Annotated in this window: 24 protein-coding genes and 8 pseudogenes; 18 read left to right on the forward strand and 14 right to left on the reverse strand. The window is 40.4% G+C overall.

Annotation, left to right across the window (positions count from 1 at the left end):
* Nucleotides 1–71: 71 nt before the first annotated feature.
* The 3 genes from rpmG to radC form a co-directional block, all read right to left on the reverse strand.
* The gene (gene rpmG / locus AAC852_RS04080; RefSeq protein ID WP_010847629.1) at nucleotides 72–239 is read right to left on the reverse strand and encodes a 50S ribosomal protein L33; all 168 of its coding nucleotides are present in this window, start codon (nucleotides 237–239) and stop codon (nucleotides 72–74) included.
* Nucleotides 240–250: 11 nt separating this feature from the next.
* Nucleotides 251–487 carry a 50S ribosomal protein L28 gene (rpmB, locus tag AAC852_RS04085; RefSeq protein ID WP_038239873.1) on the reverse strand — a complete coding sequence of 79 codons (237 nt, stop codon included), beginning with the start codon at nucleotides 485–487 and terminating at the stop codon, nucleotides 251–253.
* 261 nt (nucleotides 488–748) lie between these two features.
* Entirely contained in the window at nucleotides 749–1,441 is a 693-nt protein-coding gene (gene radC / locus AAC852_RS04090; protein ID WP_340619930.1) for a RadC family protein, read from the reverse strand.
* 252 nt (nucleotides 1,442–1,693) lie between these two features.
* Here radC and coaBC point away from each other — a divergent pair, with 252 nt between their 5' ends.
* The 3 genes from coaBC (at nucleotide 1,694) to slmA (ending at nucleotide 4,113) form a co-directional block, all read left to right on the forward strand.
* Nucleotides 1,694–2,923, forward strand: a complete 1,230-nt coding sequence (coaBC, locus tag AAC852_RS04095; RefSeq protein WP_340619931.1) for a bifunctional phosphopantothenoylcysteine decarboxylase/phosphopantothenate--cysteine ligase CoaBC — start codon at nucleotides 1,694–1,696, stop codon at nucleotides 2,921–2,923.
* Nucleotides 2,901–3,359 carry a dUTP diphosphatase gene (gene dut, locus AAC852_RS04100; RefSeq protein ID WP_340619932.1) on the forward strand — a complete coding sequence of 153 codons (459 nt, stop codon included), beginning with the start codon at nucleotides 2,901–2,903 and terminating at the stop codon, nucleotides 3,357–3,359. The genes coaBC and dut overlap by 23 nt, the downstream gene beginning before the upstream one ends.
* 154 nt (nucleotides 3,360–3,513) lie before the next feature.
* Nucleotides 3,514–4,113, forward strand: a complete 600-nt coding sequence (gene slmA, locus AAC852_RS04105) for a nucleoid occlusion factor SlmA (protein WP_340620231.1) — start codon at nucleotides 3,514–3,516, stop codon at nucleotides 4,111–4,113.
* 271 nt (nucleotides 4,114–4,384) lie between these two features.
* On the opposite strand, the gene pyrE is transcribed toward slmA, so the two are convergent.
* Both pyrE and rph read right to left on the reverse strand, forming a co-directional pair.
* Complete coding sequence (gene pyrE / locus AAC852_RS04110; protein ID WP_340619933.1) at nucleotides 4,385–5,026, reverse strand: orotate phosphoribosyltransferase; 642 nt, start codon at nucleotides 5,024–5,026, stop codon at nucleotides 4,385–4,387.
* Nucleotides 5,027–5,110: 84 nt separating this feature from the next.
* Complete coding sequence (gene rph / locus AAC852_RS04115; protein ID WP_340619934.1) at nucleotides 5,111–5,887, reverse strand: ribonuclease PH; 777 nt, start codon at nucleotides 5,885–5,887, stop codon at nucleotides 5,111–5,113.
* Nucleotides 5,888–6,011: 124 nt separating this feature from the next.
* Here rph and AAC852_RS04120 point away from each other — a divergent pair, with 124 nt between their 5' ends.
* The 6 genes and pseudogenes from AAC852_RS04120 to AAC852_RS04145 all read left to right on the forward strand — a co-directional run bounded on the left by AAC852_RS04120 (nucleotide 6,012) and on the right by AAC852_RS04145 (nucleotide 9,005).
* The gene (locus AAC852_RS04120; protein ID WP_340619935.1) at nucleotides 6,012–6,875 is read left to right on the forward strand and encodes a YicC/YloC family endoribonuclease; all 864 of its coding nucleotides are present in this window, start codon (nucleotides 6,012–6,014) and stop codon (nucleotides 6,873–6,875) included.
* Between the two features lie 184 nt (nucleotides 6,876–7,059).
* Nucleotides 7,060–7,504: pseudogene (locus AAC852_RS04125) on the forward strand (Arm DNA-binding domain-containing protein); the annotation flags it as partial.
* 57 nt (nucleotides 7,505–7,561) lie between these two features.
* Nucleotides 7,562–8,262 (forward strand): IS1 family transposase gene (locus tag AAC852_RS04130; RefSeq protein ID WP_340619936.1). Its coding sequence is split into 2 segments (ribosomal slippage): nucleotides 7,562–7,811 and nucleotides 7,811–8,262, totalling 702 coding nucleotides; the frame shifts between segments, so codons are not numbered across the junction.
* A gap of 18 nt (nucleotides 8,263–8,280) precedes the next feature.
* Nucleotides 8,281–8,452, forward strand: a pseudogene (locus tag AAC852_RS04135) (tyrosine-type recombinase/integrase); the annotation flags it as partial.
* A gap of 4 nt (nucleotides 8,453–8,456) precedes the next feature.
* Nucleotides 8,457–8,708 (forward strand): annotated as a pseudogene (locus AAC852_RS04140) (antA/AntB antirepressor family protein); the annotation flags it as partial.
* Nucleotides 8,709–8,768: 60 nt separating this feature from the next.
* On the forward strand, nucleotides 8,769–9,005 hold the full coding sequence (locus AAC852_RS04145; RefSeq protein WP_422824251.1) for an AAA family ATPase: 237 nt from the start codon (nucleotides 8,769–8,771) through the stop codon (nucleotides 9,003–9,005).
* Between the two features lie 152 nt (nucleotides 9,006–9,157).
* Here the strand turns inward: AAC852_RS04145 and AAC852_RS04150 are convergent, their stop codons facing one another.
* From AAC852_RS04150 to AAC852_RS04165, 4 genes are all read right to left on the reverse strand, one after another.
* Complete coding sequence (locus AAC852_RS04150; RefSeq protein WP_340620232.1) at nucleotides 9,158–9,427, reverse strand: PAAR domain-containing protein; 270 nt, start codon at nucleotides 9,425–9,427, stop codon at nucleotides 9,158–9,160.
* Nucleotides 9,428–9,537: 110 nt separating this feature from the next.
* Nucleotides 9,538–9,663, reverse strand: a complete 126-nt coding sequence (locus AAC852_RS04155; RefSeq protein ID WP_340619937.1) for a hypothetical protein — start codon at nucleotides 9,661–9,663, stop codon at nucleotides 9,538–9,540.
* 36 nt (nucleotides 9,664–9,699) lie between these two features.
* On the reverse strand, nucleotides 9,700–10,272 hold the full coding sequence (locus AAC852_RS04160) for a hypothetical protein (RefSeq protein ID WP_340619938.1): 573 nt from the start codon (nucleotides 10,270–10,272) through the stop codon (nucleotides 9,700–9,702).
* 80 nt (nucleotides 10,273–10,352) lie between these two features.
* On the reverse strand, nucleotides 10,353–10,571 hold the full coding sequence (locus tag AAC852_RS04165; protein ID WP_340619939.1) for a hypothetical protein: 219 nt from the start codon (nucleotides 10,569–10,571) through the stop codon (nucleotides 10,353–10,355).
* Nucleotides 10,572–10,906: 335 nt separating this feature from the next.
* Here AAC852_RS04165 and AAC852_RS04170 point away from each other — a divergent pair.
* A pseudogene (locus AAC852_RS04170) lies at nucleotides 10,907–11,483 on the forward strand (primase-like DNA-binding domain-containing protein); the annotation flags it as partial.
* Nucleotides 11,484–12,567: 1,084 nt separating this feature from the next.
* On the forward strand, nucleotides 12,568–13,137 hold the full coding sequence (locus tag AAC852_RS04175; RefSeq protein WP_340619940.1) for a hypothetical protein: 570 nt from the start codon (nucleotides 12,568–12,570) through the stop codon (nucleotides 13,135–13,137).
* Nucleotides 13,138–13,246: 109 nt separating this feature from the next.
* On the opposite strand, the gene AAC852_RS04180 is transcribed toward AAC852_RS04175, so the two are convergent.
* From AAC852_RS04180 to AAC852_RS04190, 3 genes are all read right to left on the reverse strand, one after another.
* Nucleotides 13,247–14,383, reverse strand: a complete 1,137-nt coding sequence (locus tag AAC852_RS04180; RefSeq protein ID WP_340619941.1) for a UvrD-helicase domain-containing protein — start codon at nucleotides 14,381–14,383, stop codon at nucleotides 13,247–13,249.
* Entirely contained in the window at nucleotides 14,376–15,173 is a 798-nt protein-coding gene (locus AAC852_RS04185) for an ATP-dependent nuclease (RefSeq protein WP_340619942.1), read from the reverse strand. The genes AAC852_RS04180 and AAC852_RS04185 overlap by 8 nt, the downstream gene beginning before the upstream one ends.
* Nucleotides 15,174–15,274: 101 nt before the next feature.
* Nucleotides 15,275–15,943 (reverse strand): AAA family ATPase, encoded by a 669-nt coding sequence (locus AAC852_RS04190; protein WP_340620233.1) that lies wholly within the window; start codon nucleotides 15,941–15,943, stop codon nucleotides 15,275–15,277.
* Nucleotides 15,944–17,250: 1,307 nt separating this feature from the next.
* On the opposite strand from AAC852_RS04190, the pseudogene AAC852_RS04195 reads away from it, so the two are divergent.
* From AAC852_RS04195 to AAC852_RS04225, 7 genes and pseudogenes are all read left to right on the forward strand, one after another.
* Nucleotides 17,251–17,370 (forward strand): annotated as a pseudogene (locus tag AAC852_RS04195) (phage integrase N-terminal domain-containing protein); the annotation flags it as partial.
* A 51-nt stretch (nucleotides 17,371–17,421) separates the two neighbouring features.
* A pseudogene (locus tag AAC852_RS04200) lies at nucleotides 17,422–17,652 on the forward strand (IS110 family transposase); the annotation flags it as partial.
* A gap of 484 nt (nucleotides 17,653–18,136) precedes the next feature.
* Nucleotides 18,137–18,358: a type II toxin-antitoxin system Phd/YefM family antitoxin gene (locus AAC852_RS04205; protein ID WP_047686540.1), complete on the forward strand. Its 222-nt coding sequence runs from the start codon at nucleotides 18,137–18,139 to the stop codon at nucleotides 18,356–18,358.
* Nucleotides 18,355–18,753, forward strand: coding sequence for a type II toxin-antitoxin system death-on-curing family toxin (locus AAC852_RS04210; protein WP_340619944.1), 399 nt, complete (start codon nucleotides 18,355–18,357; stop codon nucleotides 18,751–18,753). Before AAC852_RS04205 ends, AAC852_RS04210 begins: the two co-directional genes overlap by 4 nt.
* A gap of 671 nt (nucleotides 18,754–19,424) precedes the next feature.
* A complete protein-coding gene (locus AAC852_RS04215; protein ID WP_340619945.1) occupies nucleotides 19,425–20,402 on the forward strand; it encodes a tail fiber protein in 978 nt (325 codons plus the stop codon).
* Nucleotides 20,402–21,016: a tail fiber assembly protein gene (locus AAC852_RS04220; RefSeq protein WP_340619946.1), complete on the forward strand. Its 615-nt coding sequence runs from the start codon at nucleotides 20,402–20,404 to the stop codon at nucleotides 21,014–21,016. Before AAC852_RS04215 ends, AAC852_RS04220 begins: the two co-directional genes overlap by 1 nt.
* Nucleotides 21,013–21,363: pseudogene (locus tag AAC852_RS04225) on the forward strand (CmlA/FloR family chloramphenicol efflux MFS transporter); the annotation flags it as partial. The gene AAC852_RS04220 and the pseudogene AAC852_RS04225, both read left to right, overlap by 4 nt.
* A 398-nt stretch (nucleotides 21,364–21,761) precedes the next feature.
* Here the strand turns inward: AAC852_RS04225 and AAC852_RS04230 are convergent.
* Together AAC852_RS04230 and AAC852_RS04235 are read right to left on the reverse strand one after the other, a co-directional pair.
* Complete coding sequence (locus AAC852_RS04230; protein ID WP_340619947.1) at nucleotides 21,762–22,823, reverse strand: TPM domain-containing protein; 1,062 nt, start codon at nucleotides 22,821–22,823, stop codon at nucleotides 21,762–21,764.
* 202 nt (nucleotides 22,824–23,025) lie between these two features.
* A pseudogene (locus tag AAC852_RS04235) lies at nucleotides 23,026–24,367 on the reverse strand (MFS transporter).
* Nucleotides 24,368–24,425 lie beyond the last annotated feature (58 nt).

The raw sequence follows: 24,425 nt of genomic DNA on the forward strand, positions 1-24,425 counted from the left end.
TAAGGAGGGTTTGGTGTATTTCAGGTATAAAAAAACCCAGCTTTTGCTGGGTTTTTTTTAATCCACTAAAATTATTTGATTTTAGCTTCTTTGTACATTACATGCTGACGAACAACTGGATCAAATTTTTTCATTTCCAGTTTTTCAGGCATAGTACGCTTGTTCTTCGTAGTGGTATAGAAGTGACCAGTACCAGCAGAAGAAACCAGTTTAATTTTATCGCGAATACCTTTAGCCATTTTTCAGCTCCTTAGTATTTCTCACCACGGGCACGCAGTTCAGCAAGAACTGTATCGATACCCTTTTTGTCAATCACACGCATACCTTTAGCAGATACACGCAGAGTTACAAAACGCTTCTCAGACTCAACCCAGAAACGGTGAGAGTGCAGGTTAGGCAGAAAACGACGCTTGGTCGCATTTAATGCGTGAGAGCGGTTGTTACCACTCACAGGACGCTTGCCAGTAACTTGGCAGACTCGGGACATGTCTATTCTCCAAAAATCAAATCAGCTCGAGCTTTGTATTGGGTATGGCCGCCTCGTCAGGCTTAGGAGCCCATCTCAGCAAATTTTTTTACTGATAAAGAACGTTACTGAAAAGAATCACATTTTCTCAGCCAAAAACTCACTGAGATAGGCTCTTCTCGCCAAGCCCAAGATCCTCAAAGGTGGCGTAGTATACGCCCTCATTCGCTGATGCTCAAGTCCCGAACAACTAAGATCTGACCGGTTCGTGAAAAAACCGTATTAAATCCAACCCCTTTCCATAAAAGAGACGCAATATTGTTTGCCTATGACAATATGATCCAAAACCTTAACACCGACTAAATTACACGCATCAATGATTTTTTCTGTCACCAGTTTATCTGCCAGACTAGGTTCTGGGTTACCGGAAGGGTGATTATGGGCAAGAATAATAGATGCGGCATTAACTTTAACCGCCTGTCTTACAACTTCACGCGGATGAACTTCAACTTTGTTTATCGTCCCCTTGAACATCTCATCATGACAAATCACTTTATTCTGATTTGTCAAAAACAGCACAACAAAAACTTCTCGATCCTGCCAGGATAATAAATCCTGCAAATAACTTTGAGTTGCAGCAGGGCTGCTCATAACATCTTCATGGATAAATTGGCTGGAGAAAAAACGCTTTGCCAATTCAGACACTGCCTGTAACTGAACATATTTGCACACGCCCATTCCTTTATGCGCACAAAAATCAGCATAATCGGCAGAAAGCAAATGATATAATGAGCCAAATGATTGCAGTAAATGTTCCGCCATTTTTACAACAGGCACCCCTCTAGTCCCTGTACGTAAAAATATGGCCAACAACTCCGCATCCGTCAGAGCAACCGCACCATACGCCAGCAATTTCTCTCGCGGAGCAAGATCTGAATGCAATTCATCGTCTTTTTCCACTATTGTGATATCCATTCTACTTCCTCCCTTAAATACCTTTTGCTGGCTAATAGCCATGAAGATGACACCCCATAACTTTGGTATCCACATCATCAATATCCCATGATGAAAAAATCATCGCCAGTCTTATGCGTATGGTTTGCGTAGCGCTTCGCAAACTTGGTATTTCTCAGCAACAGAACAAGAGCTCTCAACGCCATATTCTCAACACCCTATTTTCTTATGATAGAATCTTGAGTAATTGTAACTTACAGGTGGACAATCAGAATGGCAGAACTTTCCGGCAAAGGGCTTTCTGGTAAGCATATCGTGCTCGGCATCAGTGGAGGTATCGCCGCTTATAAAACAGCAGGGTTAGTACGGCGCTTACGTGATTATGGTGCCCAAGTACGCGTCGTGATGACTCCAGCAGCAGAAGCTTTTATTACCCCATTGACATTACAGGCTGTATCAGGTTATCCGGTTTCTGACGATCTTTTAGACCCGGCAGCAGAAGCGGCGATGGGACATATTGAGCTGGCAAAATGGGCTGACTTGATTATTCTTGCTCCTGCGACGGCAGATCTATTAGCTCGGTTAAGTACTGGTATGGCAAACGATTTAGTCACAACTATCTGTTTAGCTTCAGCAGCCCCCCTGGCGGTCGTTCCTGCGATGAACCAGCAAATGTACTGTGCACAAGCCACCCAACATAACCTCAATATACTGAGAGAACGTAATGTGTTGATTTGGGGTCCAGATGAGGGAAGCCAGGCCTGTGGCGACGTAGGGCCGGGAAGAATGATTGAACCTATGGCGATTGTCGAACTAGCAACGCAACATTTTAACCCTATTCGAGATTTAATGGGCCTGCAAATAACAATTACAGCCGGGCCAACTCGTGAAGCCTTAGATCCTGTCCGTTTTATTACCAACCATAGCTCCGGTAAAATGGGATTCTCCATCGCACAGGCAGCCGCAGAACGTGGAGCTGAAGTCACACTGATTGCAGGCCCTGTCAATCTGACTACTCCTCAAAATGTCAAACGTATTGACGTAACCAGTGCATTGGAAATGCACGAGCAAGTGCAGGCAATCGCAGCTTCACAACATATTTTCATCGGCTGTGCTGCCGTCTCTGATTACCGTTTCAAGCAGATATCAGATGAAAAAATCAAAAAACAGGGTGATGAAATCACCTATACATTAGTCAAAAATCCTGACATCGTAGCGAATGTTGCCGCAATGGAAAAACATCGTCCCTTTGTCGTTGGATTTGCAGCCGAAACCCAGAATGTGGAAGAATACGCCCGCGTAAAACTCAAGCAGAAGAATCTGGACTTGATTTGCGCGAATAATGTATCTCTGGCTGAACATGGCTTCAACAGTGATACTAATGCATTACATCTGTTCTGGCATGATGGCAGTATTAATTTACCGCACAGTGATAAATTACAACTCAGCCACCGCTTATTAGACGAGATATTCAAACGCTATGATGAAAAAAATCGACGTTAAAATCCTTGACTCCCGCATCGGGCAAGAATTTCCTTTACCGACCTACGCTACCCCTGGTTCTGCGGGCTTAGATTTACGTGCTTGTCTGGATAACGCAGTGGAACTGGCACCTGGTCAGACCGAACTTCTGCCAACAGGGATTGCTATCCATATCGCGGATGAACAATTGGCGGCGATCATTCTTCCCCGTTCTGGTTTAGGGCATAAACATGGTGTGGTGCTTGGTAATCTGGTAGGGCTCATCGACTCTGATTATCAAGGGCAACTGATGATTTCTGTTTGGAACCGTGGTGATAAGACATTCACTATCGAACCAGGCGAACGTATTGCCCAAATGGTTTTTGTGCCTGTGGTACAGGCTGAATTTAATTTGGTTGAAGATTTTGAGAGCACAGAACGTGGCGCTGGTGGTTTTGGTCATTCCGGTCGTCAATAACTTTCCATAAAGCCTGATACCGTCAACCAATTTTTATATTTTTGCCCATCATCAGCATGGGCAAAATGTATACCCATAAATTCCGAGTCAAGACTTGGAAGATAAAGGGTATCGCTGGATTTGTTTTGCTGTCTTAGCAGGGGTATTACCACATATGGCAGAAAAAGAACGTACAAAAAAGAAAAACAGACGTGAAGAAATCTTGCAGGCACTGGCACATATGCTTGAATCCAGCGATGGCAGCCAGCGTATTACAACTGCAAAACTTGCCGCCAACGTTGGAGTTTCTGAAGCTGCACTTTATCGTCATTTTCCAAGCAAAACCCGGATGTTTGATAGCCTGATTGAGTTTATTGAAGACTCTTTAATTTCTCGCATCAACCTGATTTTGCAAGATGAAAAAGAGACCATTCCTCGAATTCGGTTAATCCTGATCCTTATTTTGGGCTTTGCAGAAAAAAATCCAGGTTTAACCCGTATTATGACAGGCCATGCCCTGATGTTTGAACAAGACAGATTACAAAACCGTATCAATCAACTGTTTGAGCGTATTGAGGTACAGCTTCGCCAAATCTTAAAAGAGAAAAAAATACGGGATGGACAAGGATTCAGTTATGACGAAACGATATTAGCATCTCAATTACTGGCTTTTTGTGAAGGCATGCTCTCTCGTTTTGTTCGCTCTGAATTCCGCTATCGACCAACGAAAGAATTTGAAATACGCTGGCCCTTGATATTGAACCAACTACAATAAATTTCCCAAATCTGTTACGCCCATTTTTTATTCTGGGGATCTTTTCATTACAGGATATGGAAATAATAACATGCGTTTTTCCCTAACGTTTTTTGTATAAATTTGTGTTAACATGTTTTGGCTAGCTGAGTTGACTACCCAATCGCTCAGTAATGACATTCCTTCCACATTATCTGCGGGATGTCATTTCTACTACTCACCCCGCCCACCATTGGGCGAGGGATTTTTTTTAGTCTGTCATTTCTACAGAGCAATCAACCAGAACGAACGATCAAATACCGTATTCTCTGCGGTAAGTTTCCACCGCTTCTAAATAAGACTGCATTTCTGGGTTTTCACGCAGATAGGTAATCAAATCATTCAAAGTAATGATAGAAAATACCTTGCAGTGATAATCACGCTCAACTTCCTGGATAGCCGAAAGTGTTTCCCGTCCACGCTCCTGACGATCCAGACACAAAATAACGCCAGACAACGTTGCACCATGTTGTTTGATAATTTCCATAGATTCACGAATAGCGGTTCCTGCTGTGATCACATCATCAACTACCACAACTCTTCCTTGTAATGGGCTGCCAACCAACGTTCCTCCTTCCCCATGATCTTTTACTTCCTTACGGTTAAAACAATAAGGCATATCAATATCGTGATGTTCCGCCAACGCCACTGCGGTTGTAGTTGCGATTGGAATACCTTTATAAGCTGGCCCAAACAGCAAATCACATGGAATACCGCTATCCTGCAATGCCGCAGCATAAAAACGGCCAAGCAATGCCAAATCACGTCCGGTGTTAAATAACCCTGCGTTGAAAAAATACGGACTCTGGCGACCGGATTTCAGCGTAAATTCGCCAAATTTCAGCACCTGTTTTTCCAGTGCCAGTTCAATAAATTCGCGCTGATAGGTTTTCATGGGGTTCTCCTCTTGTGCATCATTTGATTCTTATCGCCATTATCTCAGACATAAAAAAGGCGACTCTTCAGCCGCCTGATCCATTTATTTTTTCAATTCATCTTGTTTTAGATAATCTTCTTTTGGAAAACATTGCGTTAGCGCATCTTGCTGCGCGGCAAAAATAGTTGCCAATCCTTCTTTCGCCAGGGAGAGTAATGACAGCAATTCATCATGGCTAAACGGTTCACCTTCTGCCGTGCCCTGAACTTCAATCATTCGTCCATCATCCATCATGACGACATTCATATCAGTCTCAGCCGCGGAGTCTTCTGTATACTCTAGATCACAACGCCCCTCGCCATCAACGATACCAACAGAAACTGCGGCTACCATTGATTTCAATGGGCTTTCTTTCAGTTTGCCACTAGCAACCAGCTTATCCAGCGCATCTACCAGAGCTACACATGCGCCGGAGATAGCGGCAGTACGCGTGCCTCCATCTGCCTGAATGACATCACAATCTAACGTGATGGTATATTCACCTAGTTTTTTCAAATCTACGGCAGCGCGCAGTGAGCGGGCAATCAGACGCTGAATTTCCATCGTACGGCCAGTTTGCTTGCCTTTAGCGGCTTCACGGGCGTTACGGGTATTTGTCGCTCGAGGCAACATACCATATTCTGCCGTGATCCAACCCTGCCCCTGACCTTTCAGAAAACGTGGAATTCCTTCTTCAACGGAGGCATTACATAACACTTTGGTATCCCCGAACTCAACCAGCACAGAACCTTCCGCGTGTTTAGTGTAATGACGGGTTATTTTAATAGGACGAACCTGCCCTGCCGCTCTTTCTGCCAGACGCTTTCCTACCAGGCTCATAGTGTTCTCTCCGCTGTTAATACTTTATTGGGGGCGCATTATACGGCCTAACGCGGCGAATGCCTATCCTGCATCTGCCTGGAGCGTTATAATCATTCATCATTTTATAAATTGGGAATGAGTTATGATCCGTAGCATGACCGCTTTTGCGCGGCGAGATATCAAGGGAGATTGGGGGAATGCAGCCTGGGAATTGCGCTCTGTCAATCAACGTTACCTGGAAACTTATATTCGTCTGCCAGAGCAATTCAGAAGTCTGGAACCAGTCATCCGTGAGCGTATCCGTTCCCGCCTGACTCGCGGCAAAGTGGAATGTAACCTACGTTTTGAGCTGGATATCCGCGCTCAGGGCACACTGATTCTTAATGAAAATCTGGCCAAACAACTTGTTGAAGCAGCAGGCTGGATTAAACAACAGAGCAATGAAGGGGAAATTAACCCTGTAGATATTCTGCGCTGGCCGGGTGTAATGGCTGCCGAAGAACAAGATCTGGATGCCATCAGCACACAATTGCTTGCAGAACTCGATATGGCGCTGGATGCCTTTATCCAAAGCCGAGAAACTGAAGGCCAAGCGCTTAAGGCACTGATTGAACAACGTTTGGATGCCGTAACTGAGGAAGTCAGCAAAGTCCGTGTACAGATGCCAGCCATCTTGCAATGGCAACGCGAACGGTTACAAACCAAGCTGGAAGAAGCCCAGATCCAGTTGGAAAATAACCGTCTTGAGCAGGAGTTGATCTTATTGGCTCAACGTATTGATGTAGCAGAAGAGCTGGATCGCTTGGATGCTCATGTCAAAGAAACTCGTAATATTCTGAAAAAGAAAGAAGCTGTCGGCCGTCGCCTCGATTTTATGATGCAGGAATTTAACCGCGAATCGAATACATTGGCGTCAAAATCAATTAATGCGGATGTGACTAATTCTGCAATTGAATTAAAAGTGTTGATTGAGCAGATGAGGGAACAGATTCAAAATATTGAATAGTGTTTCTTAGCAATTCAGAGAAAATCATAAAGCCAGATATATATTGTTATATCTGGCTTTTTTACTATCAGAGCATTGCAGAGCGAATCACAATAGCGCATGATTATTGGGTACACCTAGGTGTACACCTTGGATGTTAGAAATTATTTTAGGTGTACCCGACTTAGTAATGGGAGATAACTCAATGCCAAAACTCACAGATAAGCAGATCAGGGCATGGATAAAGTCAGGGGAAAGATTCGAAGGTAGAACAGACGGGAATGGCTTATATCTGAGTTATAGAGAAAACTATTCCTGTATGGCGTTTCAGGTATAAATTTGCGGGTAAACGCAGATCCGTATTGCTTGGTTCGTATGTTGATATATCCCTTGCTAAAGCCAGAGAGATAACAAAAGAATTATCTGCCCGTGTGTCACTAGGCTATGACGTTGCGATGGAGAAACAGGAACGCAAAGCCGAAGCACTGGCAAAAATTGAAGCTGAAAAGAACACTATCAAAGTTTCAGATCTAGCAACCGAATACTTTGAGCGCCAGATACTTCCTCGCTGGAAGCACCCCGACATATTGCGCAGACGTATCGATAAGGATATTAACCCACGCATTGGTGATATGAATATTGAAGAGGTCATGCTCCCAATGGTTAGATATTGTGATAAACTCCTTACTTTTTATTCTGGGTGAGATATGGCTAAAGTTGATGTGGTTTGTCGTTACTGTCATAAAACAGACGAGGTTAAAGGGCATGGAAAAGGGCGTACTGGGCACCCCCGCTATCACTGTTATGCTTGCCGTAAAACCTTCCAACTGAACTATACCTACCAAGCCTGCCACCCCGGCATGAAAGAACGAATTATTGATATGTCCATGAATAACGCTGGTGTCAGGGACACGGCTCGGGTTCTGAAAGTCGGTATTAACACGGTCATTCGCACATTAAAAAACTCACGCCAAGACAAGTAACTACGCTGCCGCTTTCGGGCAGTGAAATTCATATTGTCTGTGAAATAGACGAGCAGTGGTCATTTGTCGGTAATAAAAGAAATCAGCGCTGGCTCTGGTATGCGTGGGAGCCGAATAGGAAACGGGTAGTGGCACATGTGTTTGGGGATCGCAGCAGGAAGAAAAAGCTGCTGGCACTCCTATCTCTTTTTACTATCCGGTTTTACTGTACAGATGATTATGCCGTTTACGATTACCTGCCTAAGAAAAAACACCTCACGGGAAAGAAATTTACCCAACGTATCGAGAGAACGAATCTTACGCTTCGTATCCGGATAAAGAGGTTGAATAGAAAGACAATAGGTTATTCCAAATCCGAAGAAATGCACGACAAAGTGATAGGTACGTTCATTGAGCGTGAATACTACATCTCATCACCGATCTAACCATTGGGAACATGACCAATGGCTTGTGGTAGCCAATACGTTCTACCAGCAAGAAATGCAACACCGCATGATTCCACATATCCAGGAAACCACCCTACCCGTTGCACTTGCCAAAGTAAGACGTACATTACCTGCTAGCATCCCTAACTTCACAATTCATGATCTTAGACGCACTGTCAGAACTAATCTGAACTAATACATTTAAGCCCATGTGTTCAGCGTTGGAAATGGCACGTATCGAGCTGGGAAAAACGACATTGCCACGCCATTACACCAATAAATCAAATATGCTGAGCCGTATTGTTCTGGCTGGATTGACAGCTAAACAGTGGGAGCAACAACATAGCATTATTGGCGATCCCCGTGATGCTATGAGCGAGTTTCAGCTTGAGCACCTTTCTTATTTAGAACACACCAATACAACTCTGATTGAGTTAGGTATGGATTAAGACGGTTGAAAATATGTATCTGATCAATAACCAGTATTTCCGGTCTCGCCTGCTGAAGTGCATAAACTGGTGATTACCGCCCAACAGGTTAAATGTGAAACAGGTAAACCTGTCCGCCTGATTATTCTGGATACCCTCGCCCGCTGTTTTGGTGGGGCTGATGAAAATGATTCAAAAGATATGGGTGTGAATGTGAAGAATTTCAGCCGCTGGTTAACCAAGTTAGAGCAAGACGGGCTGATTACCCGTAACGGGCAGAAACTCACCATTGTTAACCGAAATAATGAAAATTAAAAAATGAGGAGACGGTGAGGAAACATTCTTTCTGGCAGGTATTTTTTTGGCTCTCCATGTTACCGGGTTAATGTATTAGCTCGGTAACATGGAGAAGACAAGCGCAGCGCGTCAGAATTACGCCAAACAAACCAAAATAATTTGTCATCCCATTAAGCGAGAAACTCTTTCTGGCTGGCAATCAGTTTTGCGCCACAGGCTGTGCGCATCCCTTCAACGGCGATAGATTTTCCTTTGGTTTTTGAATTCTCACTGCCCTCAACAATAGGAAAAACACCCTCACATTTGGGGCATTCGACTAAATCCGTCTCTCCAGCAACAGGAATACCTTTATAAGTGTAGCCACCCACAGCAGTAATCACTTTTCCACCGTGATCGGTTGTGTCATTTAATAAAATAACGGCTTTTTTGCCATATTTAATCCTGTTTCTAAAAAATCGGTGTTTAATAATTGATATCAAAACCAACATCAGAAACTATAAATAAATTATATTAGCTTCTGATGTTGAGATGGTTTAATAGATACTTATAACTATTCCCATTGGGATGTATTATTTATTTTCCAATAATCAATAGAATCCCTGCCTAAATCAACCTTACCATCAGGATATTCAACTCTGGATGGTTCATCACCAGAAGGAATAATGATCTTAGGCATTTTAGTTTCATCTAAAATAGGTTTATAGATAATTTTTCACTCGTTTCCATCTATGAGTTTTAACCCAAAATATGTTAACCCACCAGATTTACCATACAAACCTATTTGATTAGGAACATCGTAATCTTTTCTTAAAAAAGGATAAATAGTTGGTCGGTAATCAATCGTATTTAGCATTTCCTTCATACTTTCAGGTTTTTTTGCTCCATTAATGAACGCTTTTATACCAGTTCCAGTGTAGGGAATAGCTCCTTTCATTATATGTTCAACATTTATATACGAAAGAGATATTGTAATAGTATCTATTCTCCATTGGCACCATCCACCTCCATATGAAGGTATTTTCTCCTTAAAGTAACCTGTCTTTGGATCAACTAATATATTAAATTTATTCCAATGATGATTAGGTTCATGATAAAGCGTACCACCCGCGGTATGATGAGCAGAAAGACACTTAACTGAGGTATAACCTCCTTTTAAGCTCGGTTTTGTATTTGGTGGAACAATACCTTCAACTGTGATCCATTTATTTTCTTGGGGCGGAAAGAATGGGTTAGCATTATCTCTATAAGAATGCCAAGATTCCGAGATAATACTCGAAAAAGTCACATCCGGTCAAACACAGCGTTAGTGGTAATAATGTTAGTAGCATAAATTTCATTGCCATTTCTATAAGCCCTCATTATTTTTTATCGTTTTTCAGAATAACGTTGCAAGGCTACTGAACCTATTTTATCATTTCGAGTAACTTCTAGCGTACTTGCTAGCTGATTATCTATTTCCATTAAAAAATAATGTTTTCTAACCTTTTTCCTATCCAGCATTGCCCGAATGGAGGCTGGTTCACTTTCTAAAAATGATAAGTCTTCATTAGGTGTTTGAAATTTTTTATCTGGGGAAGTGCACATAGTTCTCTTAATCTCTGGTCAATATAACGTGAATATAAGGTACTACTATGATCTAAAGCTCCTAATCCCCCTTTATCAGTAGAGTTTTCATTATTATCTGGGTATAGAGAACTTATTTCTTGCTGCCTGAACTGATCTGTCTTCGACTGTGCTTGTTGCTCGATAAATTCGACAGTATCTTTTTGAGTTTTCTCATTTAATGATGGTAGTAAATAAAGTTTAGGTTTTGATTCTAAATAAGACGAAACATAAAAATAAACTAACTTGCCATGGTGTAAAAAAGGATCATCATTTTTGCTAAATAATTTAAAACTTTTTGCAATAAGTCTTCCTGCCAAGTCACCGGAGCTGGAGGCAGTGGCAAAAGCATCTTTGCCGAAATTTGTTCCATGCTGGCAGGTAAAGGCAATACCGTTTCCGCAAGTATGGCAGCACTGGAAAACCCACGGGAAAGGGCATTGATTGTCGGCTATTCGCTGATTATCCTGCCAGACCAAACCCGCTATGTAGGCGATGGTTCCGGTATCAAGGCGATTACAGGCGGAGCAACAGAAATCTGCGGAGGCGCTGGATATCAAACGCGGTACAGATCCACTGGTCGACTTTTGCGGTTATCTTATTGCTTCCTATGAAGTTGACGGTCTGTTAATTGGCAATGCGGAAATTATGCCGTTCAATCCTCGCAAATATCGCTATCACGCCTACCTTGCTTATATGAAAGGCAATAACCTGAATAAACCTGTTTCCGTGACTCATTTTGGCATGGATATGCCAAGCGCACTGGCAGAGTACAATCAGCAATATTTACGCAAGAAAAGCAAACAGGGCATTCGTAGCAATCTGAGCCTGAATCTTGATACTGCAATCGAATGGATGCCGAAATTGACAAGGAATAGCCTGCCAGAAGAATAATTTTTCTCTGATTACAGTAAGTTTTCAAAGAAATATAAAAAAGTGTTCACTCTATAATTTAAACCATATATATCAATGTATTATAGGGTGAAGAGTTTAATTTCAACTCATCATCCTTTAACAACATGAATTTAAATAAAAATACTCAAAGGTGAACAGGGTGAACAGTTTTATCCACAATTCTTTAATAGGGAGGGGGGAGGTAAAAATGTTTTCTCTGGCAGGTGATCTTTCAGCTCTCCGAGTTACTGGGGTAATTTATTAACCCGGTAACTCGGAGAAGACAAGCGTAGCGCGTCAGTGTGGTCTTAATCTGTCGTCTTAAACGAAATGTAACACAGGTAACCATATCTATTTGTTTAATATACGACATTAATCACGATATTTCCGCTTTATTGTCACCTATACTAGGATATATAAATAATTCTGGTGTATCCTGTCCAGCGGTGTATCAAAAACATGCAATTATCATGGGCAAGATAAAGAATTTTTCAGCTAGATTGGTTTTAGAACTGGCAAAAATGATAGGAAGGGTTAAATGTGGATTAAATCATTATTTAATATACTGATAGTAATAATTTTATTTATTTTTTGTAATATAGGATTTATCTCTATTGATTTGACTACAAAAGAAGTAATAACCCTATGGACAAGTAATGAGTACACCTCATCTGAATTATCTTTTTTTATTAATGCCGTTGATTACGTAATGCTGGCTAATAATTTTTTCTTTATTTTGTGTGCTGCCATGCTCTTGTTCAGAAAAAAATTAAAATACAGTTTGAAAATGATTTTTTTTATATTTTTAATTACCTTATTAAATAATGTCTTTACATTTCTCTACGTCTTAAATTTTTCGATTTTTTTTAAATTCATTAAGGACAATGACATATATTTTATATTAATATCATTTCCTATCTCAATGATTATTATTTATATTCTTGCTAGGAAGAACACATAAACAAAGGGAACAGGCCACACATTTATTTCTGTTCATGCAGAAAGTGGGATAAATGTATTTACCTATGGTCGTTACGCTGATACTGGGCCATTAGGAATAACTGGTGATGGTGTTTTAATTTGGTTGCAAGGTAATGAAGCAATAGAATATATGTCAACCGAGCTTTATAGAATGGAAGCTCAAGTTTATAATATTAGAGATGCTGATATTTTTGCAATAACTAGGTATTTTAAAGGGCTATGGTACACAGGTAAAAATATAGGTAGAACTTCCGCTCCCAAATCCACTCAAAGATTTGGAAAAATAATTGATACTTATGATGTAACTGGAGTGAACTGTACAACTCACTCCGTTAAAGCACTTAATTTCGCGGGCAGCGCAGTTTTTAAAAGAAAAAATATATTTTCTATCAATTATACTGAGGATTTTACGATCCCGTATTCATTGCGAATATATATGGATGATATTGATACACTTAAGAAAAGCATGATTATCACTGATGTTACATGGAGTTTTAAGCAGCAGATGAGGAATACTAAAGGATTAGTTCCTTTAAATGGAGCGGGAAAAGTGCAAGGAGTACTTGGTGTTGGTGCTAAATCTTCGGGTACGTTAGGCACTCAAAGTAGTGGTTACGGTGGTGCTACTTTTGGTGGTTCGTCTGGTTGGAATTATACCCCGAAAGAAGAATAGTAATAAATAATAAGTGATTCATTAATTATACTAAAGCGACTAAATAGGCGCTTTAGTACTTCGATCAGTTAGAAAATTTTAGGCAATTAAATTATAGAATTTTGAAAAACTAATAATCTTTAGGTGGTTGCCATAAATCTCTAGCAAAATACTTGTCATCCACAATAAAAGCAACACTATATCTAGCTCTTGTTATTGCTACGTAGAGTTTATTTTGAACTGTAGCTGTGGAATTTTTAGCAAATACATTTTTCTTTCCTTTTAGAAAATTAATTATAGATTCAGTAGGATGAATTAAGACATGTGCTGCTGTTTGACCTTTGGCGTTACCAAAGGTTTTCAGGTTGCTATACTGCTCATATTCTTTACCCGAGGCTGAGGAGTACCTGAGAATCATTGGTTGATACAGCTCAATGTAACTTGCGATATTGTTTGGGGAAATGTAGAAGATACCTTGATGTTCTATATCTTTCGGAGGTCTAATCTTTGATATTGTTGGCACATAATTTTCTCCCTCGTGAACTGTATCCGCCAACTTGCAAATAAGATCAATGGATCGCCAGCAGTCGTTCATATATTTTACCTCAAACCCCATTTTGGTATATTCAGCTAATTTATCAGCACTTGTTGAAGGTTTTTTGGGATTTGAAGAAGTATGATAAATAGTTTGTCTGAAATCACCAACTGCATGGAATTCGAATTCTTTAGCCTTAACGATATGTTTTAGAAGATCAAAATCCCATCCAGCTAAGTCTTGTGTTTCATCAAGATAAACTCGTTGATAAATAGATTTTATCCTGCTAGCAATATCAGCTTCAGATTCTGTAATTATGCGACAGGCAAGTTTGGATATAAATTCTGTATGAGCTTGCCCCTTAGCATCGAAGAAGTGCCTTGGATTATACGTGTTACCATTTTTTTCTTTCCTTCCACTTATCATGTATCTGTTTTTTATGTGAGGATTGCTACTATTAAGATTTATTCCAGTAATTCTATTGGGAAATATACAGCCTTGATAAGGTCTTACTATATCTTCTAAAATAAATGAGTACCAACCTTTAACAATAAAAAGCTCTCTCCTAACTCCACCTAACTCTTTGAACTTATGAATTAATTCATTTTGATTGCTTCGAGTATAAGTTATAATAAGTACCTTAAAATTATTATTTGTTAACTCTATTGCTTCTTTTACTATTTTCGTGGTTTTCCCAGCTCCAGCGCAGGCAATAAAGAGTTGCTTAGTCAAATTTCAATGCCTCCAATAAGTATTTTGGATACTTAATAGTTTCTTTGCTATCAAAGATTCGTATTGCTGAATCAACTTTCTTTGAACCATAGTTCTTATCACCTTTTTCACCGATGTAAATTGATACAAAGTAAGCTTTTTTCGTATCTAAATCGGATATTCTATTAAATTTTTCATATGCTTTAGGAGATAAGGAAATTTTGGCTAGTGCGTCTAACGAACTAATATCTTTAGCATTAGCTGCAATTAAAGATGGCTCGAGTGATTTTAATGAATCATCTTTTTCTGAAAAGAAAATTATATTGTCGTTGTCGAACTTGAATTTATTTTCGTAATTTTCGATATTCGATTTGTAAGATCCATCATTATCCTTGACCACATGAACCTGAGTCTTGATATGTGTAGCAATATTAAGATAATGTTTAAAACCAAGGCCATGAACAACAATTATGTCTATTCCATCTTCTTCCGGCAATTTATTGTTCTTCTGAAGATATATTTTCTTTAATATCAATTCATCAGATGAACCTTCAACAAGAATCACTTTTTTAGATAGTACTATCCGTAAAGTGTCATGTCCTGGTAATCTTTGAAGTGTTTTGGATGTTTTTTTATCAATATCACTAAGTCTCAAGTACTTTTGTGAAAGAAGGCACAAATTGTTTAGGCTTAACTTATTAAGTACGTAGGAGCTATGAGTAGTTATGAAAACTTGATTTTTATTGTTGTCAGATATGAATTTAATTAGTTCACTTAAGTTTGTGTGTGAAAGGTGATTTTCTGGGATCATTACAAAATTAACATTACCTCCCTTATTCAATAGTGCTAATTTTATTTGTATTTTGTTTTGTTCCCCTTTTCCAATATGTGAGAAAGAAATGTCATCTACCGCTAGTTGAAGCCCTGCTTAACTGAGCTTGTATCTGCTATTATAGATAAACTTTGTTCAGTTACTTGATTTGTAGAGTCAAGATTTTTGTTTAACTGTTCTATCTGTGCCTGCTGCCCAAATGTATTTCTTAACTGACGGTAATTTAAGTTCAGTAGAGCCTGCTGCTCTTTAGTAAGAGATGAATTAATGATGTTTGAAAGATACTGTGTCTTACCATAAGTGGGATGAAGCTTGGTTGGGTCTATCAGCAAACCTTTAATTTTTCGGTTAAGAAACTTAATGGATTCCCATGCAAAACTAAACCATTCTATTTTGTAGAATTCAGTTGGAATGCTATCAATTGAAACTGCTCTATTAACAAATTCCTGATAGGTGCTTGTCAGTTCATCATCAAAGCAAATTCTAATGAAAACACCGTCTTCATCTTGGTTTGAGCTATTATTTTTTCCTCGATATTCGGGGCAATCGTATAGATAGATTTCGATGAGTATTTCAGGTAATGTTTGCTCGGATTTGTCACCATCTAGAAAATTTTTGACCACTTCATTATTAAATAATTCAGGTAATAGAGAAGTACTTAATGCTTTACCTCTGTAACTGCTGTTGGCTACCAGTTCTAGTGCCTCTAGGATTGTCGTTTTTCCAGAATCGTTATCTCCAACAAGGATATTAACCTTCTTGTTAAAGTCAAAGCTTTCAGATTGAAGTTTTTTATTGTCAGTTTTTTGATATGCAAATTATTCACCTATAAAAAATATGATGTCTATTAAACAACTATAGACTTGAATAGCAAATAAAAAAACTGATGTAAAGCGCGCAATTAAGCATTTTTTCTATTTGGGTGAGAAGTTTCTTCTGGATAGTGTTCAATAAGAATAGTTTATGAGCCAATATGTATTGCCTCTGTACCAAATCGGGTACATAAGTCAGGGCGAGAGCGTGAGTGCTTAAATTAAAAATAACACGAACAATATCTAAGCTATTGTGATGACAGCATGTGTTGAGTTGCTTTAAATTTAATCTATCTAAGGGTTGTTTTTGCTCCAGTTATGTTCATAAAATGTTCACACCCTCGCTCTGGTACATAAGTTAATCAGAATTAACAGATTGGATTTCAATACTACACCAAGCATAATTAGTTGACCCTGCCTACCACAGCCGTTAATATCTTATTTACATCAGTGATCCATCGCCTGCAAGGATCAATATTTAACGGCGAAACAAAACTCTCGTAGCCTGAAAGAGAGAGCAAGAATTGCGGTACATCTGCCCACCTTTGGGAGCAGATATTGTCAAGACACCTAAACCATCGTCTGGCAATGAAGGTCTCTTAAACTAATAGATAACCCAAAAGGATATCTTTATCTTGTTACCAAAGTGTAGTGAACGTGGGTTCATACACTGGTGTTTCGAATCAACATAAATCCTGTTTATCTTCAATGAGCAAAGGGATAACTTTTGCTCATCCGTTCATACATTTATCTATCTCTGTTTGAATTATTCAACAAACAATTTTTCTACAGCTAATCCATTAACATAACTACCGTTTGACATTTAACCTTAAGGCGTTTTGCTATGCCTGATGGCACTTCAATGTTCGCACGATTTTTGCTAACTGTTTACAGAACTCAAGGGCGTCACTTTTTGCGGATTTATCGCTGAAAGTGACGCCACAGCCAAAGCACCACGCAACCCTGACAGGCCCAAGCCTGCTTAACCACGCAGTGAATCTGACACTGCTTTTTATAGATTGAAAAAGGAGAGATTGACGATATCGAGGCTGGCTTTATGCCGGTGGGGATGACCTGTTCATACAGGTGGCAGTACCGTGTACTCAACCGATGCCCCGCAATACCTCAACTTGCGTTCACTCTGGCGCACAGATATTCGTCAAGGGCAAAACCGGTGCTTTCTGTTTTGTCGCACTGACGCGCGCCAGAGATTGCTGTTGTCAGGCATCAACAAGAAGAATCTAATGAGTCGATTGATTAAAGAATTAAAATTTTTTTCCTGGCAAGGTGGCGGCAGCCATAAAACCTGCCATGACCGTATTCGGATCGCAGGTCGTTTGGGGGCGTTGTTATTGAGCCTGAATTAATGAAATGGACACCACCCCTAAACGGCTTCAGTGAGCCATGCTGAATATATCACGAAACGTGGAGATAGCTATTTGTGTGGAATACTGATCCACGGTGCCCGCTCAGTGGCTTATCGGGTGCAAAAACTCCCCGACGAACGATGTAATGGATTGCAGCGTTGGTTAAAAGGCGTGATAACCCGTAGCGGACTCAATAAGGCAGCAGTAGCGCTGGCAAATAAAAATGCCCGAATAGCGTGGGCACTGGTCAACCAACAATTGAGTTATGAAGCGCGATGAGTAACCCTTTATGTAGCAAAAGTCCATAAGTTGATGTCATTGACAGGTAGTACCGACTCTCTGAAGCCGAATATATGTTTGCGACTACGCTGTCAGAAAAATTCACCCACCCACTTGAATTAAGTCGGTATCCATATACAGGTTAAGTAATACAAACTCAGTATTCATGCGGATTTAAGCCTGATACTCAATGAAGAGATTCAATATTGAATAACATTTCTTAGCGATTCACAACAAATCACAAAGCCAGTATTTACATTGTTATCTCTGGCTTTTTTGTTATCAGAGCATTGCAGAGTAAATCACAGTAGCGCATGATTATTGGGTACACTTAGGTGACACTGACGTGGTTTAGCGTGAGGCTGATTGTGTTGTATGAGAACATAAAAAAGTCGCACTTAAAGGTAATCCGTATCTAGATCCCTATCGTTGAATAAACACCCAAAAGATGTACAATTCATATGTACATCTTTGGAGATATATTATGCGTACATACACCTCAACCCAAGCACGAGCCAATATTTCAGAAGTGTTGGATGCGGCTACCCACGGCGAACCTGTTGAAATCACTCGTCGGGACGGCAGCTCAGCAGTCGTTATCAGTAAAGCAGAATTCGAGGCATACCAGAACGCCAAACTGGATGCAGAGTTCAATTCGATTATGCAGCGTCACGGGCATACGGTAGAGGCACTGACAAACCGATGATATGGGTCAGTGCACTGGAAGTTATCGCTTTTCATGACCGTATATTGCAGCGGCTTCCCGGCGTTGCCGGAATGCCCGACTCTGGCAGAGCCGAAGCACTCATCTATCGGGTGCAAAACCGAACCCACTACGAAGGCATAACAGACATTTTTGAACTTGCAGCCACCTACTGGGTTGCTATTGCTCGCGGTCATATCTTCAATGATGGCAATAAGCGCACGGCATTTTTCGTTACCATGACTTTTCTTTACCGCAACAGTATCAAGATCCGTGATAACGATAATACATTGGAAAACTTAACGGTAGATGCAGCTACGGGTGAGAAAACCGTTGGTCAGTTGGCGCAGCACCTGCGCGAATTAGTGGACTATGCTTATCCAAGCTGTAAGACATAATCACAACTTACTTTTTATGAGGATGAGTGAACACCTCGATTTAACGTATACCCAAGGATGTACCCTTAGAAAATATTGAATATTACTAATCCGGTAACGACAAAGAGGTTTTACCTAAACTTAAACCAGCGAAAATAACATATCAAATACATAAGCTATTTAGTAGAACAGAAACTGTTAGAGCCAATATCAAATAATGCCAGAAGCTATGCAATCGATATATCTCATTCATATTTGATAAGAGGTACAGTTTGATGATTAAGAAATGAAGGCGGCGTTTCTATTTTATAGTTACCAACTCCCTATTAATATTGAGCGTGAATACTTTTTATTGAACATAGAGTATTAATTATCTGGCTCTATTTATTTTAGCCATTGAAATTTATTGCATTATGAGAATTCCCATAGCTGATAATTCAACAATCTGTGCGGTCTTCTTATTGTATAATTTTAATCCGCAGCAAGATGAATTTTGTTATTTCTCTATCTGTTATTTTAAGTCATCCTGCCATCAAAACATGCAGCTCACCAAATATTGACCGACTAAATTTAGCCATGCCGTACTCTCCAGTATTGATGAACCAGCTTATTTATGTTCACAGGCGGAGAAGTCTCCCACCGCCTTCATGTTATTTAGCAATATGTATTGTTGATGAAATGAGGGAATAAATATGCAAGATAAAAAACCTGAGACAAGAACATTAGATGATAGCGGTCTTGTGATCGTTACAACACCGGAATATGTCAAAGATTCAATCAAAGAAGCGGTAGAAAAACACGCCCTAAGTCGCAACCATCCAGATGCAACGTTACGTGATAAAGGATTTGTTACCCTGAGCAATGATGTCAGCAGTGATAGCGAGGCTAACGCAGCAACACCAAAAGCAGTGAAAGTAGCCTATGACCTAGCCAATACAGCCAACCAAAACGCCAACAACGCGAATAACAATGCCAATACCCGCTTAGCGAAAGACCAGAACGGAGCTGATATTCCTGATAAAGACACTTTTGTAAATAATCTCGGATTACGAGATACAGTCAATCAGGCGGAAAATGCCTTGCAAAAATCAGCTATTGTTCAACAAACTGGAGTATCTAATGACCTTGTGATGAGCCAAAATGTGACAACTATGCTGATCAGTGAGCTCATCAAAAAAGAAGACGCTGAATTATTGGCAGTTCCCATCGGTGGAATTTTAATGTGGTGCAGTGATCTGCCGCATCCCAATAACTTCCTGCCGATGGAAGGCGGGAAAATTGACCCTAATAAATATCCTGAATTACTCAAACACTACCCTTCAGGAAATCTGCCAGATTGGCGGGGTTATGTGCCTCGTGGATGGGATAAAACCGGAAGTGTTGACCCAGAGACTGGGAGGGTACTGGGATCATTTCAGGATGATACTATCAGAGATATCACAGGAGTAATTAGGACAGGTAGTCGAAAAACAGATGAGATTTCCGATCATACAACTGGAGTATTTTCCACCATTGACCAAGGTATAGGAAGTCACGTTTACAGTGGCGCATTTGGGGACAATGGCTACGTTTATGAGGATCGAGAATTTCGTGCTTCTTCCGTTGTCCCGACATCGGCTGAAAATAGGATGAAAAACGTTGCAGTGATATTTTTAGTAAGGGGAAGGTAATGACTCAGCCAACAGAACCACCGGTACAATTTGATGAAAATGGATTTGCCCTGTCCTATGGCTGGATACAGGTTTATTGCACGAATGCGGTAAACCGGGAATACATCGGAACAAAACTGGAACGAACCTTTATTGGTGTTACTTTATCTGCGGGGTCGTATCTGGATGAACCCAAACTGTCTAAAGCGCCGAATAAAGTGATTTGCCGGACAGTTGACGGCAAATCATGGGAGTATGTCCCAGATTACCGGGGTAAAAAGGCATACCATATTAAGACTCGTGAACATATTGAGATAATGGAAATTGGGGATCTTCCCACAGAACTCACGCTACTGGAGCCGAAAACTCCCTTTGATAAATGGAATGGTACACAGTGGGTGACGGATATTGAAGCACAGCATCAACATGAAGTGCAGCAGGCAAAATCTCAGAAACAGCAATTGCTGATTGAGGTGTTTCATCGGATTGCTCCACTACAGGATGCCGTCGATTTAGGTATTGCCACTGATGCCGAAAAATCTGCACTCACTGCATGGCGTAAATACCGGGTGTTGCTCAGTCGGGTGGATTGCTCAATTGCCCCTGATATCGTATGGCCTGAACAACCAAAGTGATAACAGGAGCATTATTGCTGTCTGTTGGAGAAACGCTCATACCTAAGTCGGTATTTGGCTTCATCGTCCCAATGTGGTTCGTCGGTGTTGGAGTTTCTATGGCGATTTCTGTTGCACCTAATGGCGCACTACAAGGTTTTGATCATATGGCCGGCACTGTAACAGCACTCTACTCTTGTCTGGGAGGGTTATTGTTGGGAATAGGCGGAACGCTCACCATTACATTTTTATCCAATGCGACTACCTGGCCAATTGTCGCTTATTGCCTGGTTCTGGCAACAATGGTGCTTTGTCTGTCCTACTTTATTAACAATGAAGGGCACAAAGAATTGGATCAAAATCATTAAGTGGATGATCTATGGATACCGCGATATGAATAACTCCTTTCTGAAGTCTCATATCGCGTATTTTAACAATATTCTATTTCAATTATTTGGTTTGATTTGAATTATTCAAATAGTAAAAATAGCAATACGTTGTGTGAATTACCAACAAAACCGGTCAGATTTCGCCTTCAATAAAATTTTAAAATCCTGAATACTCAATGTTGGAAATATCGATATGCCATATAAGAAACTAAAATATAGGAAAATAATTATGCCAACCCTTCACGATTAAAACTCTATCGACCAAATGGAGAAGATATTTTAGTTAAGCGTACAAAATAAAATGAAAAAAGCAGACATGTTCTTATATTACATATAAAAAGTATGTCTGCTTAACAATCAGGTTCTAACCAAACAGGTTACCAATCCCCTGATGCACCGTCATTGTCACTTTTTCCGCCACCACCGGAAAAACTGTCATCGTTAGGGTTTGCCGTACGCTCAGTAGCAGTAGTAGGAGATTCTGAACCGGAACCACCAAATAACCCACCAAAGAGACTACTGAATAAACTGCCCAGTAACGATGCACCGAAAAAGAGCACAACAAGTATCAGAATTACGGGTAAGAAGAAAATCATCAGATAGTATCCCAGCGGGATAGTAGGAAAAATGCCAACCAAACTAAGTACAAAAGTACAGACAGCCACCGTTGATGCACTCTTGAGGAAACGCTTAAACCGACCACCTTTGCGGAAAACCAGCAGTGGTAAAGATATCAGACCGATCAACCAAAAAATCAGCAGATTCGAAAAATCTTTGTCTGATATGTTGTCGGAAGAATCACTGTTGTCGTCTTCAAAAGCCTGCGTAATCTTCGACGTTTCTTGCGACGCTTTCTCTTGCCAGGGTTGTTTTACCAAGGATTCAAGGGACTCAATGCTATTATTGAGACCTTCATAATAGTCATCCTCTTTGAAAGCAAGCTTCGCATCCTTACGTAAAATATTTGCCAGTTGAGTTTCCGTTAGCTGCTTTTTAAGCCCGGAACCAACGGCAATACGCATCTTATGATCATCTGATGCCACCAAAAATAGGATGCCATCATTACGTTGTTTACTGCCTAGTTTCCATTCAGTGAATACGCGGGAAGCAAAGGTTTCAATACTATCACTCCCTGTCGTCGGAATAATCAAAACCGCCATTTGAACTTTGTGTTCTGATTGCAATTTTTTCAGTTTGCGAGTCAAGCGTTGGTGTTCATTCTTGGTTAGGACATTGGATACATCCGTTACACTCTGGGTAAGTGCCGGAACTTCAACGAGCGTCGTCTCTTGTCGGTTCTCTTTTGCTGATACACTGCCTACGCTAAAGAAGAGCATAAGTAGTATCAAAACATGTTTTATTATTGAGCGGCTGTACCTTTGGGCATGTTTTATGCTGGTACTTAAATCATCCATTGGTAGATTGGAAATCATGAACATCAAATATCCTTAGTTTTATTTTATAACATCTTTCCACATCATATTATATTTACCTATCTTGTTACGTCTAATATCGTAATTATTTAAATGAATTGATGGGTATTAAAGAATTTAATATGGCAAATATTCTGCAAAAACCAATACTTTTTATGCATTGGTTTTCCATAGAAAGCCAATGCACAGATTATACCATTTGCCTATTTTACTGCTGTTCTACTGTAATCCTTGCTGATTTCCATGCAGTCAATAACGCCAATATTGGTGCAATAGCGAAAAGTAAAAATAACCAATGGGAAGAAGAAACTGCGCCCTCAATGCCGCCGGGTTGATAAAATCCAAATATGTTGGTGACCATGCCAGCTAATGCAGAGCCAAATGCTGTGGCAAATAGCTGAACGGTAGTAATAGATGAACCGGCAATGTTTTTATCAGTATCACTGGAAACCTGCAAAATGCGGGTCAACAAATGAGGCCAACCAAAACCGACACCAAAACCAAATAGCCCCAGGCCCAAAATTATCGGTAGTATTATTTGCCACTCTCCCGCTGACTGATAGGGCAACATTACAAGCAATATCAACATACCAATAAACATGAAGGCAGGACCACTTACAATCGCAAAGCGAATTTTCTCACCCTGCCAACTAGCACTGAGTATTTCCCCAATCGTCCAACCAATTGCCGCAGTAGCGACCATATAACCAGAAGCTAAAGGAGATTGCCCGTGCAGAATTTGCAGAAAATAGGGAACAAAAACATCACCCGCCAGCCCGATCACTAAAAGCGAGATAGTAGCGAATAAGATCAGATGAGGAGAGTGCCAATTCAACGCATTTTCTGGAAATAATTTTGCTGAAGTTCGGGATTCATAGATAACCAATAAGGATACCAATATTACTGCTGTAACAATGCCAAGAATATTGATACGCACATCTTGTGACAAACTCCCGGAGGAAACTGCGAGTACAGCAGCGGATAGCAGAATAAGCTGCACAACGGGTAACGCTGTTTTCGTTGTATTATCTACCTGTTTCTGGGGAAGAATCCGATAAGTGAACAAGGCATACAACAAAATAATAGGCAACATAATGCCAAACGCATAACGCCACACATTCATTTCAGCAAAAATACCGCCAATAGCTGGCCCGATCAGGGTTGACCCCCCCCATACCCCTGAAATTAATGCCATCGCTCGTGGCCAAAGCGATTGTGCAAATACCAGATTAATCATTGAATAGGAAAGTGCAAAGAGAAATCCACCTCCAAGCCCCTGTATGGCTCTCCCAATAAGCATTTCTTGCACCTGATGCACTCAGCAGTCGTGCTGAAAGTATCGATCCGATAATAGATGCGACAACAAACAGCGTTGTATTCCAGGCATAAAGGTTCAATCCCCCGATATCCTTTACAACAGAAGGCAAAATCGTAATCGCAATCAAAATATTAACAGCCATCAATCCTACACCCAGTGAAAGCGCTATCGCACTCGGTGCATTTTTACTGGAAAACAGATCCCTCCAGCGATTTTCTTCAGTCATTGCCATGATGATTATTCCTGAACCCAGGTTGAGTTGTGAAATTTGTTACGTTAAATTAAACAAG

It is taken from the genome of Xenorhabdus siamensis, assembly GCF_037996745.1.
Taxonomy (GTDB): domain Bacteria; phylum Pseudomonadota; class Gammaproteobacteria; order Enterobacterales; family Enterobacteriaceae; genus Xenorhabdus; species Xenorhabdus indica.

What these genes read in the sequence shown, in the direction of transcription:
- rpmG (WP_010847629.1), bottom strand. Translation starts at nt 239, where the DNA reads ATGGCTAAAGGTATTCGCGATAAAATTAAACTGGTTTCTTCTGCTGGT.
- rpmB (WP_038239873.1), bottom strand. Translation starts at nt 487, where the DNA reads ATGTCCCGAGTCTGCCAAGTTACTGGCAAGCGTCCTGTGAGTGGTAAC.
- radC (WP_340619930.1), bottom strand. Translation starts at nt 1,441, where the DNA reads ATGGATATCACAATAGTGGAAAAAGACGATGAATTGCATTCAGATCTT.
- coaBC (WP_340619931.1), top strand. Translation starts at nt 1,694, where the DNA reads ATGGCAGAACTTTCCGGCAAAGGGCTTTCTGGTAAGCATATCGTGCTC.
- dut (WP_340619932.1), top strand. Translation starts at nt 2,901, where the DNA reads ATGATGAAAAAAATCGACGTTAAAATCCTTGACTCCCGCATCGGGCAA.
- slmA (WP_340620231.1), top strand. Translation starts at nt 3,514, where the DNA reads ATGGCAGAAAAAGAACGTACAAAAAAGAAAAACAGACGTGAAGAAATC.
- pyrE (WP_340619933.1), bottom strand. Translation starts at nt 5,026, where the DNA reads ATGAAAACCTATCAGCGCGAATTTATTGAACTGGCACTGGAAAAACAG.
- rph (WP_340619934.1), bottom strand. Translation starts at nt 5,887, where the DNA reads ATGAGCCTGGTAGGAAAGCGTCTGGCAGAAAGAGCGGCAGGGCAGGTT.
- AAC852_RS04120 (WP_340619935.1), top strand. Translation starts at nt 6,012, where the DNA reads ATGATCCGTAGCATGACCGCTTTTGCGCGGCGAGATATCAAGGGAGAT.
- AAC852_RS04155 (WP_340619937.1), bottom strand. Translation starts at nt 9,663, where the DNA reads ATGCCTAAGATCATTATTCCTTCTGGTGATGAACCATCCAGAGTTGAA.
- AAC852_RS04165 (WP_340619939.1), bottom strand. Translation starts at nt 10,571, where the DNA reads ATGTGCACTTCCCCAGATAAAAAATTTCAAACACCTAATGAAGACTTA.
- AAC852_RS04185 (WP_340619942.1), bottom strand. Translation starts at nt 15,173, where the DNA reads ATGATCCCAGAAAATCACCTTTCACACACAAACTTAAGTGAACTAATT.
- AAC852_RS04205 (WP_047686540.1), top strand. Translation starts at nt 18,137, where the DNA reads ATGCGTACATACACCTCAACCCAAGCACGAGCCAATATTTCAGAAGTG.
- AAC852_RS04210 (WP_340619944.1), top strand. Translation starts at nt 18,355, where the DNA reads ATGATATGGGTCAGTGCACTGGAAGTTATCGCTTTTCATGACCGTATA.
- AAC852_RS04215 (WP_340619945.1), top strand. Translation starts at nt 19,425, where the DNA reads ATGCAAGATAAAAAACCTGAGACAAGAACATTAGATGATAGCGGTCTT.
- AAC852_RS04220 (WP_340619946.1), top strand. Translation starts at nt 20,402, where the DNA reads ATGACTCAGCCAACAGAACCACCGGTACAATTTGATGAAAATGGATTT.
- AAC852_RS04230 (WP_340619947.1), bottom strand. Translation starts at nt 22,823, where the DNA reads ATGTTCATGATTTCCAATCTACCAATGGATGATTTAAGTACCAGCATA.